The organism is Ramlibacter sp. GS1-15 (assembly GCF_057785015.1).
The window spans coordinates 2,734,652-2,750,852 of sequence record NZ_JBYNTU010000001.1; the positions used below are offsets into that span (position 1 = coordinate 2,734,652).

General features: G+C 67.4%; 19 protein-coding genes and 1 tRNA gene. 10 read left to right on the forward strand and 10 right to left on the reverse strand.

Annotation, left to right across the window (positions count from 1 at the left end):
- Positions 1-31 precede the first annotated feature (31 nt).
- Entirely contained in the window at positions 32-862 is an 831-nt protein-coding gene (locus tag AC3EF3_RS13655) for an enoyl-CoA hydratase-related protein (protein ID WP_488532695.1), read from the forward strand.
- Here AC3EF3_RS13655 and queF read toward each other — a convergent pair whose 3' ends face one another.
- Genes queF through AC3EF3_RS13675 form a run of 4 tightly spaced genes read right to left on the reverse strand, consistent with a single transcriptional unit; the run spans position 863 to position 3,751 of the window.
- Complete coding sequence (queF, locus tag AC3EF3_RS13660; protein WP_488532696.1) at positions 863-1,708, reverse strand: NADPH-dependent 7-cyano-7-deazaguanine reductase QueF; 846 nt, start codon at positions 1,706-1,708, stop codon at positions 863-865. It abuts the gene before it with no gap.
- Entirely contained in the window at positions 1,705-2,589 is an 885-nt protein-coding gene (locus AC3EF3_RS13665; protein ID WP_488532697.1) for an alpha/beta fold hydrolase, read from the reverse strand. The genes queF and AC3EF3_RS13665 overlap by 4 nt, the downstream gene beginning before the upstream one ends.
- A gap of 10 nt (positions 2,590-2,599) precedes the next feature.
- Entirely contained in the window at positions 2,600-3,460 is an 861-nt protein-coding gene (locus AC3EF3_RS13670; protein WP_488532698.1) for a 2OG-Fe(II) oxygenase, read from the reverse strand.
- Positions 3,461-3,490: 30 nt separating this feature from the next.
- Complete coding sequence (locus AC3EF3_RS13675) at positions 3,491-3,751, reverse strand: hypothetical protein (protein ID WP_488532699.1); 261 nt, start codon at positions 3,749-3,751, stop codon at positions 3,491-3,493.
- Positions 3,752-3,817: 66 nt separating this feature from the next.
- On the opposite strand from AC3EF3_RS13675, the gene hemA reads away from it, so the two are divergent.
- The 5 genes from hemA to AC3EF3_RS13700 all read left to right on the forward strand — a co-directional run bounded on the left by hemA (position 3,818) and on the right by AC3EF3_RS13700 (position 8,458).
- Positions 3,818-5,077 (forward strand): glutamyl-tRNA reductase, encoded by a 1,260-nt coding sequence (hemA, locus tag AC3EF3_RS13680; RefSeq protein WP_488532700.1) that lies wholly within the window; start codon positions 3,818-3,820, stop codon positions 5,075-5,077.
- A 4-nt stretch (positions 5,078-5,081) separates the two neighbouring features.
- Positions 5,082-6,161 carry a peptide chain release factor 1 gene (prfA, locus tag AC3EF3_RS13685; RefSeq protein ID WP_488532701.1) on the forward strand — a complete coding sequence of 360 codons (1,080 nt, stop codon included), beginning with the start codon at positions 5,082-5,084 and terminating at the stop codon, positions 6,159-6,161.
- Positions 6,158-6,976: a peptide chain release factor N(5)-glutamine methyltransferase gene (prmC, locus tag AC3EF3_RS13690; RefSeq protein ID WP_488532702.1), complete on the forward strand. Its 819-nt coding sequence runs from the start codon at positions 6,158-6,160 to the stop codon at positions 6,974-6,976. Before prfA ends, prmC begins: the two co-directional genes overlap by 4 nt.
- Positions 6,977-7,008: 32 nt before the next feature.
- Positions 7,009-7,332 carry a Grx4 family monothiol glutaredoxin gene (grxD, locus tag AC3EF3_RS13695; protein WP_488532703.1) on the forward strand — a complete coding sequence of 108 codons (324 nt, stop codon included), beginning with the start codon at positions 7,009-7,011 and terminating at the stop codon, positions 7,330-7,332.
- Between the two features lie 127 nt (positions 7,333-7,459).
- Entirely contained in the window at positions 7,460-8,458 is a 999-nt protein-coding gene (locus AC3EF3_RS13700; protein ID WP_488532704.1) for an AAA family ATPase, read from the forward strand.
- Here the strand turns inward: AC3EF3_RS13700 and AC3EF3_RS13705 are convergent.
- Positions 8,448-9,083: a lytic transglycosylase domain-containing protein gene (locus AC3EF3_RS13705; protein WP_488532705.1), complete on the reverse strand. Its 636-nt coding sequence runs from the start codon at positions 9,081-9,083 to the stop codon at positions 8,448-8,450. The two genes, AC3EF3_RS13700 and AC3EF3_RS13705, sit on opposite strands and share 11 nt — an antisense overlap.
- On the reverse strand, positions 9,080-10,837 hold the full coding sequence (locus AC3EF3_RS13710; protein WP_488532706.1) for a proline--tRNA ligase: 1,758 nt from the start codon (positions 10,835-10,837) through the stop codon (positions 9,080-9,082). Before AC3EF3_RS13710 ends, AC3EF3_RS13705 begins: the two co-directional genes overlap by 4 nt.
- Positions 10,838-10,933: 96 nt before the next feature.
- Between AC3EF3_RS13710 and AC3EF3_RS13715 the strand changes: the two genes are divergently transcribed.
- Positions 10,934-11,584 carry an RNA pyrophosphohydrolase gene (locus AC3EF3_RS13715; RefSeq protein ID WP_488532707.1) on the forward strand — a complete coding sequence of 217 codons (651 nt, stop codon included), beginning with the start codon at positions 10,934-10,936 and terminating at the stop codon, positions 11,582-11,584.
- Positions 11,574-12,188 (forward strand): CNP1-like family protein, encoded by a 615-nt coding sequence (locus AC3EF3_RS13720; protein WP_488532708.1) that lies wholly within the window; start codon positions 11,574-11,576, stop codon positions 12,186-12,188. Before AC3EF3_RS13715 ends, AC3EF3_RS13720 begins: the two co-directional genes overlap by 11 nt.
- Here AC3EF3_RS13720 and proB read toward each other — a convergent pair.
- From proB to rplU, 4 genes are all read right to left on the reverse strand, one after another.
- Positions 12,093-13,235, reverse strand: coding sequence for a glutamate 5-kinase (proB, locus tag AC3EF3_RS13725; protein ID WP_488532709.1), 1,143 nt, complete (start codon positions 13,233-13,235; stop codon positions 12,093-12,095). The genes AC3EF3_RS13720 and proB overlap by 96 nt on opposite strands.
- A complete protein-coding gene (gene cgtA / locus AC3EF3_RS13730; protein ID WP_488532710.1) occupies positions 13,228-14,289 on the reverse strand; it encodes an Obg family GTPase CgtA in 1,062 nt (353 codons plus the stop codon). Before cgtA ends, proB begins: the two co-directional genes overlap by 8 nt.
- 65 nt (positions 14,290-14,354) lie before the next feature.
- A complete protein-coding gene (gene rpmA, locus AC3EF3_RS13735) occupies positions 14,355-14,612 on the reverse strand; it encodes a 50S ribosomal protein L27 (RefSeq protein WP_488532711.1) in 258 nt (85 codons plus the stop codon).
- A gap of 12 nt (positions 14,613-14,624) precedes the next feature.
- The gene (gene rplU / locus AC3EF3_RS13740) at positions 14,625-14,936 is read right to left on the reverse strand and encodes a 50S ribosomal protein L21 (RefSeq protein WP_488532712.1); all 312 of its coding nucleotides are present in this window, start codon (positions 14,934-14,936) and stop codon (positions 14,625-14,627) included.
- A 135-nt stretch (positions 14,937-15,071) separates the two neighbouring features.
- Between rplU and AC3EF3_RS13745 the strand changes: the two genes are divergently transcribed.
- Positions 15,072-16,055, forward strand: a complete 984-nt coding sequence (locus tag AC3EF3_RS13745) for a polyprenyl synthetase family protein (protein WP_488532713.1) — start codon at positions 15,072-15,074, stop codon at positions 16,053-16,055.
- Between the two features lie 33 nt (positions 16,056-16,088).
- Positions 16,089-16,165: transfer RNA gene (locus tag AC3EF3_RS13750), tRNA-Pro, on the forward strand.
- Positions 16,166-16,201 lie beyond the last annotated feature (36 nt).

Genomic DNA, 16,201 nt, shown 5'->3' on the forward strand with positions numbered 1-16,201 from the left:
CTACATTCGATGCTCCTCGCAAGGAGCGTCCATGGAGTGCTTTTCCCTCACCGAGCAGGACCACGTCGCGCACCTGGTCCTGAACCGCCCGCAGGCCCTCAACACGATGGGCCCGGCGTTCTGGCGTGAACTCGACGAAGTCCTGGCCCGCCTGCATCGCGAGGGCACGGCCCGCGCGCTCGTGATCTCGTCCACCGGCAAGCATTTCTCGGCCGGCATGGCGCTGGACACTTTCGGCGACGCGCTGCTCGACGACCGCACGCCGGAAGGACGCGCCGCCGTGGCCGACGTCGTGGCCGAACTGCAGGCGACGTTCAGCAAGCTCGAGACGCTGCGCATCCCGGTGATCGCCGCGATCCATGGCGGCTGCATCGGCGGCGCGGTGGACCTCGTGACGGCCTGCTGCATCCGCTACGCGACGGCCGACGCGTTCTTCTGCATCCAGGAGATCAACATCGGCATGGTCGCCGATGTCGGTACGCTGCAGCGGCTGCCCAAACTCGTGCCGCTGGGCATCGTGAAGGAGCTGGCCTACACCGGCCGCCGGCTGGGCGCACAGCGGGCGCTGGCCTGCGGGCTGGTCAACGAGGTGTTCGAGTCGCAGGAAGCGATGCTCGCCGCCGCGATGCAATGCGCGAACGAGATCGCGGCCAAGCCGCCGGTCGCGATATGGGGCACGAAGCAGGTCATCCACTACGCACGCGATCATGGCGTCGACGATGCACTGAAGCAGATGGGCTGGGTGCAAGGCGCGGTCTGGAGCACGGCGCACGTGCAGGAGGCGATCGCCGCGGGCAAGGACAAGCGCGCGGGGGACTTCCCGCCGCTCACTCCCCTGCCGTCATTCTTCGAACGGGGCTGATTACTGCCGCGCGGTGCGCACGTTCTTCGGCGCTGCCATCGGGTGGCTGCTGCGGAACGGGTTGATGTCCAGTCCGCCGCGCCGCGTGTAGCGCGCATACACCGCAAGCCGGGTCGGGCGGCAGCGCGTCCACAGGTCGATGAAGATCCGCTCCACGCATTGCTCGTGGAACTCGTTGTGGTTGCGAAAGCTCACGAGGTACTGCAGCAGTGACCCCTGGTCGATCTGCGGCCCGCTGTAGCTCACCTGCACGCTGCCCCAGTCGGGCTGCCCGGTCACGAGGCAGTTGCTCTTCAGCAGGTTGCTCACGAGCGTCTCCTGCACCGGCTGTTCACCGACGGCGGCCTTCAGCAACCCCGGTGCCGGCGTGTATTGCGTGCACTCGATGTCCAGCCGGTCCAGGCTCAGGCCATCCAGTTCGTGAATCGGTTCGGCATCGAACTCCTCGGGCATCAGGATGCGCACGCCGACGCTGGATCGCGTCGCGGCACCGCGCCATACGGCCTCGCTCACGTCGGCGCGGATGCGCTCGCGCACCTCGTCGCTGCCGGCGAACGGCGTGTTGCTGAAACTGTTCAGGTACAGCTTGAAGGACTTGCTCTCGACGATGTTGGGCGTCTCGCACGGCACGGTGACGTGGGCGATGGCCACCTGCGGTTTGCCGCGCAGCGTGAGCCACGACAACTCGTAGGCCGTCCAGAGGTCGGCACCGAAGAACGGCAGCGCGCCGGACAGGCCGATCTCGCGCCGCTTGGGCTCACGCGCGATCGGGTACAGCAGCGACGGATCGTAGTGGTCCGCGTAAGTCGCGGGCTTGCCGAGTTGTGACTGTTCGGGCGTGTTCATGACGCGGCTTGCAGGTGGGGCACCAGGTATTCGAGCAGGTGTTGGACCACGCCCGGCACCAGATCGTGCCCCATGCCGTCGATGACGTGGAATTTCGCGCGGCCGATGCGCCGTGCCGTGTCGTGCCCGCAGGCCAAGGGCACCAGCGGGTCGGCCCGTCCGTGAAGCACGAGCGTGGGCGACTTGATACGAGGCAGTTCGTCGGCGCGGCGGGTGTCGGCCGCGACGGCGGTGATCTGGCGCAAGGTGCCGGCCGGGTGATGGCTGCGGCGGGTCGACAGGAGGATCCGCTCGCGCAGCTGTGCCTCGTCCATCGGGAAACCCGGGCTGCCGACCACGCGGAAGAAGCGCACATAGTGCTCGACGATGGCAGCCTCGCCGCGGCCCTCGGGGCGGGACAGCAAGGCCTGCATCACCTGCGGCTTCGGGCCCGGCAGGTAGCGCGCGCCGCTCGAGCTCATGATGCTCGCGAGCGACAGCACACGTTGCGGCGCGGCCAGGGCGACGCGTTGCGCCACCATGCCGCCCATGCTCACGCCGACCACGTGCGCATGCGCTATGCCCAGCGCATCCAGCACGCCGAGCGTGTCGGCCGCCATGTCCTGCACGCTGTAAGGCGCATGCACGGCGAGGCCGAAGCGGTGCTTGAAGCTTTCCCACACGATGTTGGGAACGCCCAGGTGGTCGAAATGCTGCGACAAGCCGACGTCGCGGTTGTCGAAGCGCACGACGCGAAAGCCTGCATCGACCAGCGCGTCGACGAAGGCATCGGGCCACGCGACCAGCTGCATGCCCAGGCCCATGACCAGCAGGACCGCCGGGCGATCCGCCGGCCCCGTGTCCTCGACTTCGATGGCGATGCCGTTGGCGCGCACCCTCATTCGCAGCGTTTCACTCGAACCGCCGCTCGCGCAGCCACTTGGTCGCGATCCACTTTTCCCCTGCGAGCACCGGCGCGCCACCATGCAGCGTCTTCGTGGACGGATGCGCCCTCTCGTAGCTGAAGAACACGGCGTTGCCGCGCTTGGGTGCGACTTCCATGTGGACGTCGGGGAAGCTCGTGCCACCGCCCTTTTCCGGCTCATGCAGGTACATGATCACCGTGGCGACGCGTTGCCCGCCGCGGCGCAGGATCGTCGGCGTGCCGGGCTCCTTCGGGTCGAAATAGTCGTAGTGCGGCTTGTATTCGGTGCCGGGCGTGTAGTGCAGCACCTGCAGGCCCTCGCCGTTTTCCTCCGGCCAGCCCAGGAGGCGCGCGATCCGCGCCTCGATGCGCCGCACGAGCTCGTTCTCGCCGCGCTGGAAGAACATGCCGTTGCTCGTCCGGTCGGCATTGACCTCCTCGCCGCCGGTCTTCGTCGCCACCGTGAGCGAACGGGCCAGCCGCGGCGTCGCGAGGGCGATGAGCTCGTCGCATTCCTGGCTTGAGAGCAGGTCGCCGAACACGATGACCCGCGGGTTGTACATGGCCTGCAGCACGCTCACGCGGCGGTCGCCCGCATCGATGTACAAGGGCGATTCATCCAGTGGCGGCTCGGGGACGCGCGCCGCCGGCGGCAGGCCCTGAGCCACTGCCTGCTGTTCGAGGTGCCCACGCAAGGTGCTTTCCATGGCTTCGATGGCCACGTCCTCGCTCCAGCCGGAGGCCAGCATCGACTTCAGGACCGACTCGGCGCTGTGGCCAGCCTGGGCCTGCTCGATGATCCACTGCCGCAGCTGGGGGGTGATTTGCTGTCTTTGGGCGGTCGTCATGGAATCATTGTGCGTCCTGCGCGCACGAACTCAAGGTTTCCAGGCGCGGCTGCCCAGCCATTGGGCGGAGGCGACGGTGACGACCAGCGCGGCATAGGTCGCCATCTTGCCGTCGACCCCGAAGTGCCACAGGCCTGCGGCCAGCACCGCGATGCCGACCGTGAAATTGATCCCGAACTGCGTCCACCAGGGCAACGGCGGCGCCCCGCCCATGACCAGCCGTGCGCCAAAAACCACGGCCAGTGAGACGAAGAACGCCGGCGCGACGAAACCAACAAAGTGCAGCAGCATGTCAACCGGGGGGCATTTGCGGTACCGCAAGTGCTTGAAATTTCGACAAATTTTATAATCACGGCCATGGCGGTCTGGACCCTGGGCATCAATCACACCACCGCGCCGCTCGACCTGCGCGGGCGGTTCGCCTACGCCATCGACCAGCTCGAGCCCACCTTGGGCGCCCTGCGCGACGCGCTGGCCCGCAAGCCGGAGGCCGCGATCCTGTCCACCTGCAACCGCACCGAAATCTATTGTGCCGGGGAGCACAGCGATATCGAGCGCACTTTCGACTGGCTCGCGCATTCCGGCGGCGTCTCGCCCCACCTGCTGCGCTCGCACGCGTACACCCTCAAGGACGCGCATGCGGCCCGTCACGCGTTCCGTGTCGCCAGCGGCCTCGATTCGATGGTGCTGGGCGAAGCGCAGATCCTCGGCCAGATGAAGGACGCCGTGCGCGTGGCCGACCAGGCCGGCGCGCTGGGCACCACCCTGAACCAGCTGTTCCAGCGCTCGTTCGCCGTGGCCAAGGAGGTGCGGACCTCCACCGAGATCGGCGCCCATTCGATCAGCATGGCCGCCGCCGCCGTGCGCCTGGCCAGCCAGCTGTTCGAGGACCTGCACAAGATCCGCGTGCTCTTCGTCGGCGCCGGCGAGATGATCGAGCTGGCCGCCACGCACTTTGCCGCGCGCGAGCCCAGGGGCATGGCGATCGCCAACCGCACGCTGGAGCGCGGCGAGAAGCTCGCGACGCGCTTCGGCGCCGAAGTGATGCGCCTGGCGGACTTGCCGGCGCGCCTGCACGAATTCGACGCGGTCATCAGCTGCACCGCGAGCACGCTGCCGATCATCGGCCTGGGCGCGGTGGAACGCGCGGTGAAAGCACGCCGGCACCGGCCGATGTTCATGGTGGACCTCGCCGTACCCCGCGACATCGAGCCGGAAGTGAAGGCGCTCGAGGACGTGTACCTGTACACGGTGGATGACCTCGCCGCCGTCGTCCAGACCGGGCGCGAGAACCGTGAGGCCGCCGTCGCGCAGGCCGAAGCGATCATCGACGCCGGTGTCCAGAGCTTCCTGCACTGGCTGGACCAGCGGGGCAACGTGCCCCTGATCCTGCAGCTCAACGCGCAGGCCGACGAGTGGCGTGCCGCCGAACTCGCGCGCGCCCGAAAGCTGATCGCCCGCGGCGACAACGTCGACGCGGTGCTCGAGGCCATGTCCAAGGGCCTCACGCAGAAGATGCTGCACGGCGCGATGGCCGAACTTCACAGCGCCGATCCCGCCTCGCGCGAACGCGCGATGAGCGCGATCCAGCACTTCTTCCTTCGCAAAGAGCGCTAGCTCGTTGAAACCCTTCCTCCGCCAGCAACTCGAACGCTACCCCGTCCGCCTGCAGGAACTTGATTTCTTCCTGCAGCAGCCGGAGATCGCGAACGACATGGAGCGCTACCGCGCGCTCACGCGCGAGCATGCGGAAGTGAGCGAGATCGCGGACCGGTACAACCAGTACCTGCAGCGCGAGAGCGACCTCGCCGCGGCACGCGACATGGAAGGCGACGCCGAGATGGCGGAGATGGCGCGCGAGGAGATCGCGGCGATCGAAGCGGAGCTGCCGCAACTCGAGGACGACTTGCAGCGCCTGTTGATCCCGAAGGACCCGGACGACGCGCGCAACAGCTTCCTCGAAATCCGCGCGGGCACGGGCGGCGACGAGGCGGCGCTCTTCGCCGGCGACCTGCTGCGCATGTACACGAAGTACGCCGAGCGCCAGGGCTGGCGCACCGAGCTCATGAGCGAGAGCCCGGGCGAAGTCGGCGGCTTCAAGGAGGTCGTGGTCCGCGTGATGGGCGAGGGCGCCTACGGCAAGCTCAAATTCGAATCGGGCGGCCACCGCGTCCAGCGCGTGCCCACGACCGAAACGCAGGGCCGCATCCACACCAGCGCCTGCACCGTGGCCGCCTTGCCCGAGCCCGACGAAGCGCAGGCCGTGCAGATCAACCCGGCCGACCTGCGCATCGACACCTTTCGCGCCTCCGGCGCGGGCGGCCAGCACATCAACAAGACCGATTCGGCCGTCCGCATCACGCACATCCCGACCGGCATCGTCGCCGAATGCCAGGACGACCGGTCGCAGCATCGCAACAAGGCCAAGGCGATGCAGGTGCTGGCCGCGCGCATCCAGGAGAAGGAGCGGTCCGAGCGCGCCGCCAAGGAAGCCGCCACCCGCAAGGGCCTGATCGGCAGCGGCGACCGCAGCGACCGCATCCGCACCTATAACTTCCCGCAGGGGCGGCTCACCGACCACCGCATCAACCTCACGCTGTACAAGCTGGCGATGGTCATGGAAGGCGAGCTCGACGAAGTCATCGAGGCGCTGCTGCTCGCGCGCAAGGCCGAACAGCTCGAGGAACTGGGCCTCGCATGAACGTGGCGCAAGCGCTTTCGGCCGCGGCCGCACTGGGCCTCGAGCGGCTCGATGCGCAGTTGCTCCTCCTGCACGCACTCGGCCGCAGCGAAACCGACCGCGGCTGGCTGCTCGCGCACGACACGGACGACGTGCCTGCGCCGGCACGGGACGCATACGTCGCCGCCTGCGAGCGGCGCGCCGCGGGCGAGCCGCTCGCCTACATCGTCGGCCACAAGGAATTCCACGGCCTGGACCTGCAGGTCGATCCGCGCGTGCTGGTGCCGCGGCCGGACACGGAGACGCTGGTGGACTGGGCGATCGAGATCGCGCAGGCCCTCGAAGCGCCGCGCATCGTCGATCTCGGCACGGGCAGCGGCGCGATCGCGCTGGCGATCAAGAAGGCCCGCCCGCAGGCCGTCGCCGAAGCCACGGATGCGAGCGCCGCCGCACTCGACGTGGCCCGCGCGAACGCGCATCGCCTCGCCCTCGATGTGAAGTTCCGACAGGCGTCCTGGCTCGACAGTGCTGAAGGCCGCTTCGACCTGATCGTCTCCAATCCTCCCTATATCGCGGAGCGCGACCCGCACCTGCCCGCGCTGAGCCACGAGCCCGCGTCCGCCCTCGTCTCGGGCGCCGACGGCCTGGCCGACATTCGCCGGATCGTCGCACAGGCGCCGGCGCGGCTCGCGCCCGGCGGCTGGCTGCTGCTCGAACACGGCTGGGACCAGGCAACGCCCGTGCGGGAGCTGCTGCGGTCGGCCGGTTTCGCCCGCGTGGCCAGCCGCAGGGACCTTGCGGGTATCGAGCGCTGCTCGGGCGGCACGTGGCCCTAACTGGGATAATGTTCCCCAATTCGGAGATTCGTATGAGCGACGTGCAAGAACGCATAGCCCAACTGGTCAAGGGCAACGACATCCTGCTGTTCATGAAGGGCAGCGCCAGCTTTCCCATGTGCGGCTTCTCGGGCCGCGCGATCCAGATCCTCAAGGCCTGCGGCGTGGACCCGAAGGCGGTCACCACCGTGAACGTGCTCGAGGACGACGAGATCCGCCAGGGCATCAAGGAGTACAGCAACTGGCCGACGATCCCGCAGCTCTATGTGCGGGGCGAATTCGTCGGCGGCTCGGACATCATGATGGAGATGTACCAGAGCGGCGAACTGCAGCAGGTCCTCGGTACCACCGCCTGATCGCGCATTGGCAGCCGCCGCATGCGGCTGCTGTTCCTGTCGGCAGGAACTGACAATACCTCGAGCTTCCACGGCCATCTGTTGATGAGCGGCACACCTTATGCTGGAATGGACAGCGGAGGTGGTCATGGAAACACGCAGTCTCGTTCCTCATCAATCATCGTCCTTCAAGCTGCCGATCGCGAACCTGCGCGACGTGTTCCGCCCGCACGAGGTCGAACGCAAGCTGGCCAAGCTGCCGCCGCGCGACCACGAAAGCCTTCGCACCACCTACGAGCGCATGCTCGAGCGCGGGCCGGAGCGCTTCCAGGTCAAGCCCAGTGGGCTCCCGGACATGGCGCACCTCTACGAGGAACTGCCCAACTTCACCGAGGCGCTCGATGACGTGAGGCGCCACGTCGCGCTGTCGCAGGATTCGCGCGACGGGCTGGAAGTCACGCCGATGCTGCTGCTCGGCCCGCCGGGCATCGGCAAGACGCACTTCGCGCGCAAGCTCGCCGAATTGCTCGGCACCGGCATGAACCTCGTGCCCATGAGTTCCATGACTGCGGGCTGGCTGCTCTCCGGGGCATCATCGCAGTGGAAGGGTGCGAAGCCGGGCAAGGTGTTCGAAGCGCTGGTCGATGGCCAGTACGCGAACCCGGTGATCGTCATCGACGAAATCGACAAGGCCAGCGCCGACGCGCAGTACGACCCGCTGGGCGCGATGTACTCGCTGCTGGAGCACGACACCGCCGGCGCCTTCATGGACGAATTCGCCGAAGTCGCGATCGACGCGAGCCAGGTGATCTGGATCATGACGGCCAACGACGACCGGATGATTCCCGAGCCCATCCTGAACCGGATGAACGTGTTCGAGGTCGAGGCTCCCTCCCTCGACATGGCGCGCGTGATCGCACGCAATCTCTACATGGCGATCCGCCGCGAACATGGCTGGGGCGGGCACTTCGAGCCGCAGCCGCGCGACGACGTGCTGGACCAGCTCGCGGAGCTCGCACCGCGCGACATGCGCCGCGCGCTGATGACCGGGTTCGGCAATGCGCGGCTTGAATCGCGCGGCGAGATCCTGGTGGACGACCTGCCCAAACCCGCGTCGGGCAAGGGCAAGGTCGGCTTCATCCAGTAGCGTCCTTCCACTCCCATGCGCGGCGCGCAGCGAGCACGGCGCGCGGGTACTGCGCCTGGCCACGGCTGCCGTTGTAGCGACCCAGCGCCATGAACAGGTCGCCGCCCTCGCGATCGCGCAGGTAGTAGCGCAGGATCACGCAGCCGAAGCGCAGGTTGGTCTGCATGTGGAACAGCACCGAGGGATCGGTGCCTGCGATCAGGCGCGGCCAGAACGGCATCACCTGCATGTAGCCGCGCGCGCCGACCCGGCTCAAGGCGAACTTGTTGAAGTTGCTCTCGACCTGGATCAACCCCATGACGAGCGCCGGCTCCAGGCTCGCACGGCGGGCTTCGTACCAGACGGTCTGCAGGAAGTCGCGCCGCTGCTCCCAGTCCATCCAGCGCACGAGCCGTTTGCTCATCGCGCCGAGCCAGCGCAGGTAGGACAGGCGTGCGTCGGTGTCAGAAAAATAAGGTTGCGGGATGCGATGGAATTCGACAGGATCGCCCGCGATCGCGGAGCGCAAGCCGGTGAGCGCACTCTCGGCGATGGGCTCCTCGACCTGCGCGCCGGCGAGTGCCATCCGCGCCGGCGCGAGGAGCGCGAACGGTGCCGCGCGAAGGCAGGCGCGGCGGCCGATCACGCCTGCAAGCGGCCCTTCACGAAGCCGAACGCTTCGCTCGCCGCCACCTTGGTCGCCGTCCCATTCGTCGCGGTATCGCGGCGATGCTGGTATTCGACTACGCCTTCCTTCAGCCCGCGATCGGAGATGACCACGCGGTGCGGCACCCCGATCAATTCCCAGTCGGCGAACATCGCGCCGGGGCGCTCGCCCCGATCGTCCAGGATGGCGTCGACACCGGCCGCGAGCAGTTCCCCGTGCAGCTTCTCCGCGGCCGCCTTCACGTCGGCGCTGCGGTCCATGCCGATCGGGCAGACCACTACGGTGAACGGCGCGATCGCGTCCGGCCAGATGATCCCGCGCTCGTCGTTGTTCTGCTCGATCGCCGCCGCGGGCAGGCGCGTGATGCCGATGCCGTAGCACCCCATCTGCATCAGCTGCGGCTTGCCGCTTTCATCGAGGAAGGTGGCGTTCATCGGCGCGCTGTACTTGGCACCGAGGAAGAAGATATGGCCGACCTCGATGCCGCGTTCGATCGCGAGCTTACCCTTGCCGTCCGGCGAGGGATCGCCTTCGACCACGTTGCGGATGTCGGCCACGAGATCGGGCTCGGGCAGGTCGCGGCCCCAGTTCACGCCGGTGGTGTGGAAGTCTTCCTCGTTGGCGCCACAGATCCAGTCGGCCATGACCGCGACTTCGCGGTCGGCGACGATCCTCACCGGCTTCTTCAGGCCGATCGGGCCGAGGTAGCCCGGCTTCGTGCCGAAGTGGTCCACGATCTCGCCGACGGTCGCGAAGCGGAAACCGTTCTTCAGGCCCGGCACCTTGCCCGCCTTGACTTCGTTCAGGTCATGGTCGCCGCGCAGCAGCAACAGCCACACCTGCGTCTTGGCCACTTCACCACGCTCGTTCAATTCATCGGTGGCGAGCACGATGGATTTCACCGTCGTCTGCAGCGGCACGCCCAGCAGCGCCGCCACGTCCTCGCACGTGCTCTTGCCCGGTGTGGGCGTTTTCTGCATGGCCCGACGTGCCTCCGGACGCGGCCCCGCAGGAGCGAGCGCCTCGGCCTTTTCCATGTTGGCCGCGTAATCGCTCGCCGGGCTGTAGACGATCGCATCCTCACCCGTCGCGGCGATCACCTGGAATTCCTCCGAGAGGTCGCCGCCGATCGCGCCGCTGTCCGCCGCGACGGCGCGGTAGCGCAAGCCGAAGCGGTCGAAGATCGCGCGGTACGCTTTCGCCATCACCTGGTAGCTTTGCTTCGCGCCGGTCTCGTCGCGGTCGAAGCTGTACGCGTCCTTCATGATGAACTCGCGGCTGCGCATCACGCCGAAGCGCGGCCGGCGCTCGTCGCGGAACTTCGTCTGGATGTGGTACAGGTTCTTCGGCAGCTGCTTGTAGCTTCGCAGCTCCTGCCGTGCGACATCCGTCACGACTTCCTCGCTGGTCGGCTGCACGATGAAATCGCGCTCGTGCCGGTCCTTCAGCCGCAGCAGTTCGGGGCCCATCTTGTCCCAGCGGCCGGTTTCCTGCCAGAACTCCGCCGGCTGGATCACCGGCATCAGCAGCTCCACGGCCCCGGCGCGGTTCATCTCCTCGCGCACGATCGCTTCGATCTTGCGGACGACGCGCAGGCCCATGGGCATCCAGGTGTAGATGCCGGCGCCGAGCTTCTTGATCATGCCGGCTCGCATCATCAGCTTGTGGCTGGTCACTTCGGCGTCGGCGGGGGCTTCCTTCTGGGTGGAAATGAGGAACTGGGAGGCTTTCATTCGAGTTGTGGAGCGGGTAACCACTGCCGCTGAGCCCGTGGCGGCGCCGCGTGGCGCCGTGCATAATGAACTCAGTTTAAGAATCGGGGTTTGATTATGCTTGACCGGGACGGCTTTCGGCCCAACGTCGGCATCATCCTGCTCAACCAGAAAAACCAGGTGTTCTGGGGCAAGCGCATTCGCACCCACAGCTGGCAGTTTCCGCAGGGCGGCATCGACCGGGGCGAAACCCCGGAGCAGGCGATGTTCCGGGAATTGCACGAGGAGATCGGGCTCATGCCCGAACACGTGCGAATCATCGCCCGCACCCGCGACTGGTTGCGCTACGAGGTGCCGGACCGGTACATCCGCCGCGACGCGCGCGGGCACTACAAGGGCCAGAAACAGATCTGGTACCTGCTCCAGTTGATCGGCCACGACTGGAACCTGAACCTGCGCGCCACCAACCATCCGGAGTTCGACGCCTGGCGCTGGAACGAGTACTGGGTGCCGCTGGACGTCGTCGTCGAATTCAAGCGCGGCGTGTACGAGATGGCGTTGACGGAGCTCGCGCGCTACGTGCCGCGGCACGACCACCGCAACCGCTACCTGCGCAGCGGCATGCGGGCCCGCGAGCATGAGCACGATCACGCGCCGGAGCACATGCCGGCGGCGGGGTTCGAGCTGCCGCCCGGCGCGACGTTCGAGCCGGATCCGCAAGCGGACGCCGCGCTGCAGAACCGCGCCAAGGACAAGCATGCGCCGTAGCGCCGTTGCGTTCATCGCAGCGTCGCTCGGCTCGGCGGCCTTCGCGCAACTCGTGCCGCGCGGTCCCGATTGGCGCGAGCTGCATGTGCCGCCTCCGCCCCCCGTGCGAACCGAAGGACTGGTCCCGATCGACATGGGCGGCTCCGCACTGCGGTGGGGCATCGATCCCGCGTCGGTCGGCCTCGGCGCGGACCGCGTCGTGCGCTACGTCGTCGTCGCGCAAAGCCGTTCGGGCGCCGTCAACGCGATGTACGAAGGCATCCTCTGCGACCGCGGCGAATACCGTGTCTTCGCGCGCCACACGCCCGGCCAGGGCTGGCGTGCCGTGGAAGGCGACTGGAAGTCGCTCAAGGAAGGCCTCGAAGCCGTGCACGTGCGCACAGTGGCGCGCGCCGGCGTCTGCTCGGTCATTCCCCGAGCGGGACGTCGGCCGCCCAGATCGTCCGCAATCTGGGCGCGACGCCGGACCGGATGCTCGGTGGCCGGGGCGCGCCTTAGCGCTGTGGCACTAGCGCGTGACCACGAGGTTCGTGCGGTGGATCATCTCCGGCTCCGCCACGTACCCCAGCAGCTTCTCGATTTCGGCCGAAGGCTTGCGGCATAGCAGCCGCGCTTCCGCGCTCGCGTAGTTCGCGAGGCCCCGGGCGATCTCGCGGCCGGCCGGGTCGCGCACCGCGATCACGTCGCCACGCGAGAACTCGCCCTCCACCGCGGTCATGCCGATCGGCAGCAGGCTCTTGCCTTCGGCGCGCACCTTTTCGGCCGCGCCCTCATCCACCGTGACGGCACCGCGCAGCTGAAGGTGGTCTGCCATCCAGCGCTTGCGGGCCTGGCTCTTTTGCGTGGGCGCGACCAGCAGGGTGCCGATCGCCTCCCCGCGCGCGAGACGCAGCAGGCAATCACGCTCCCGGCCCCACGCGATCACGGTGGAAGCGCCCGATCCGGCCGCGCGCCTGGCGGCCAGTACCTTCGTGATCATGCCGCCCTTGCCGATGGTCGATCCCGCCCCGCCGGCCATCGCCTCCAGCGCAGGATCGCCGGCGCGCGCCTCGTGCACGAAAGTCGCACCCAGGTCCTTGCGCGGGTCGCCCGTGTACAGGCCCTTCTGGTCCGTGAGGATCACGAGCGCGTCGGCTTCGACGAGGTTCGCCACGAGCGCGCCCAGCGTGTCGTTGTCGCCGAACTTGATCTCGTCGTTGACCACCGTGTCGTTCTCGTTGATCACCGGCACGACGTTCAGGCGCAGCAGCGTGAGCAGCGTCGATCGTGCATTGAGGTAGCGCTCGCGATCGGCCAGGTCCGCATGCGTGAGCAGCACCTGGGCCGAGCCCATGCCCTGCTCGCGCAGCTTGGTCTCGTACATCTGCGCGAGTCCCATCTGCCCGACGGCGGCGGCAGCCTGCAATTCGCTGACGTCGTGCGGTCGGGTGGTCCAGCCCAGGCGCTTCATGCCTTCGGCGATCGCGCCGCTGGACACCATGATCACCTCGCGCCCCTCACGGGCCAGTGCGGCGAGTTGGCGGCACCATTCCCCGATGGCCTGCTCGTCGAGGCCGCGGCCTTCGTTCGTCACCAGGCTGGAGCCGACCTTGACGACGATGCGCCGCGCGTCGCGCAGCACGGGGGACTGGGACCGGGCTTGATCAGGCATCGGTGAAGCGCGGGTCGACTTCGACCGGCGGCTGCTCCGAGAGCTGGAGTGCATGCACATGCTCGAACACGGACTTGACGAGCGTGTCGCAGCCCTCGTGCGTGAGCGCCGAAATCTGGAACACCGGGCCCTTGTACTTGAAGCGCTTGACGAAATCCCTCACGCGCGCCTCGCGCTCGTCGGCCGGGATCATGTCGACCTTGTTCAACACGAGCCAGCGGGGCTTCTCGTACAGGGCCGGGTCGTACTTCTTCAGCTCGGCGACGATGGCCTTGGCCTGTGCCACGGGGTCCACACCTTCGTCGAAAGGCGCGATGTCGACGAGGTGCAGGAGCAAGCGCGTGCGCTGCAGGTGGCGCAGGAACTGGTGGCCCAGGCCCGCGCCCTCGGCCGCGCCTTCGATCAGGCCCGGCACGTCGGCGACGACGAAACTCTGCTCCGGCCCCACACGCACGACCCCGAGGTTCGGGTGAAGCGTGGTGAAGGGGTAGTCCGCGATCTTCGGCCGGGCGTTCGAGATCGCCGAAATCAGCGTGGACTTGCCGGCATTGGGCATGCCGAGCAGGCCGACGTCGGCCAGCACCTTCAGCTCGAGCTTCAGTTGCTTCTTCTCGCCGGGCCAGCCGGGCGTCTTCTGGCGCGGCGCACGGTTGATCGAGCTCTTGAACCGCATGTTGCCGAAGCCGCCGTCGCCGCCCTTGGCGATCATCACCATCTCGCCGGGCTGGAGCAGCTCGTAGAGCACCTCGCCGGACTCGGCATCGCTGATGATCGTGCCCACGGGCATCTTCAGCACGATGTCGTCGCCGGCCGCGCCGAACATGTCCGAACCCATGCCGTGCTCGCCGCGCCTGGCCTCGTGGCGGCGCGAATAGCGGTAATCGACCAGGGTATTGAGGTTTGGGTCCGCGAAGGCGTACACGTGGCCGCCGCGGCCTCCGTCACCGCCGTTCGGGCCGCCGAACTCCTTGTACTTCTCGTGCCGGAACGAGACGCAGCCGTTCCCGCCATCGCCGGCGGCGATGTCGATGAAGGCTTCGTCCACGAATTTCATGATCGTCGATTAAAACAAAAAGGCCCTGCGTGTTTGCGCAGGGCCTTCGGTTGAAGACCTGGGGCTTACGCCGGCTCGACGCTGACGGTGTGCTTGTTCAGCGCACCCTTGGTCTGGAACTTCACGTGGCCGTCGACCAGCGCGAACAGCGAGTGGTCGCGGCCGATGCCGACGTTCGTTCCGGGATGGAACTTGGTGCCGCGCTGGCGCACGATGATGGAGCCGGCGCTGATCAGCTCACCGCCGAACGCCTTCACGCCGAGCATCTTGGGCTGGGAATCCCGCCCGTTGCGCGTAGAGCCGCCGCCTTTTTTCTGTGCCATGTGTCCTGCTCCTTAAACGGCGATTGCGCCGATTTGCAGTTCCGTGAACTGCTGGCGATGGCCCTGGCGCTTCTGGTAGTGCTTGCGACGGCGCATCTTGAAGATGCGCACCTTGTCGTGCTGGCCATGGGCCAGGATGGTGGCTTTGACAGTCGCACCGGACACCAGGGGAGTGCCGACCTTGTGGCTGTCGCCGTCGATGACGGCGAGCACCTGGTCGATCACGATTTCCTGGCCTACGTCCGCAGCAATCTGTTCTACTTTGATTTTTTCGCCGGAAGCAACGCGATACTGCTTGCCCCCGGTTTTTATGACCGCGTACATGTTGACCTCGAGAAAATGAGTCTCCCCAGGCGGATTCCCGGAGAGCCCGCGATGATAGCATAGTTTGCAGTTACTCACCGGACCGCCTCCGGTGGGCCCGAGGGGGTGCAACCCGCTTCCTATAATCGGTGCACCGTGACCGCCTCTTCCGCCAGCACCGCCTCCGTGCTCTCCCTGATCGCCAAAGACATGGCCGAGGTGGATGCCGTGATCGCGCGGCGGCTCGATTCGGGCGTGCCGCTGGTCGGCGAGGTCAGCCGATACATCATCAGCGCCGGGGGCAAGCGCCTGCGCCCGGCCCTGCTGCTGCTCGTGTGCGGCGCCCTGGACTGCCGAAGCGAGCAGCGCTTCAACCTCGCGGCGGTGGTCGAGTTCATCCACACCGCGACGCTGCTCCACGACGACGTCGTCGACGAGTCCACGATGCGGCGCGGACGCGAGACGGCGAACGAGCGTTTCGGCAACCCGGCGAGCGTGCTGGTGGGCGACTTCCTCTATTCGCGCGCGTTCCAGATGATGGTCGGGGCGGGCCAGATGCGCATCATGGAGATCCTGGCCGACGCCACCAACGTGATCGCCGAGGGCGAAGTGCTCCAGCTGATGAACATGCACGACGCGGGCCTGGACGAAGCGGCCTACCTGCGCGTCATCCGTTCCAAGACGGCGAAGCTGTTCGAGGCCAGCGCGCGCCTGGGCGCCGTGCTCGCCGGCGCGGACGCGCAACTCGAAGATGCTTGCGCGACGTATGGCCAGGCCCTGGGCACCGCGTTCCAGGTGATCGACGACGTGCTCGATTACGACGGCGACGCCGACGAGATGGGAAAGAACCTGGGCGACGACCTGCGCGAGGGCAAGGCCACGCTGCCACTGATCGCTGCCATGCAACGCGGCACGCGCGAGCAGTCCGCGCTGGTCCGGCACGCGATCGAGACCGGCGGTGCGGAGGAACTCGATGCGATCGTCGCGATCGTGCGTTCCACGGGTGCGCTGGAGGTGACGCGCGAGGCGGCCGCGGCGGAGGCGGCACGCGCGATGGATGCGGCTCGTCACCTGCCGGTGAATTCGTACAGCGAGGGCCTGCTACAATTGGCGGCTCAACTGCTTTCGCGCCGCGCCTGATGCCCATCGGGACTGCCGGACGAGTCGAGCAGACGGGGTGTAGCTTAGCCTGGTAGAGCGCTACGTTCGGGACGTAGAGGCCGGAGGTTCGAATCCTCTCACCCCGACCAGTTTTTCCCTCCGTACTTCCCCGCGTGTCTTCGTAC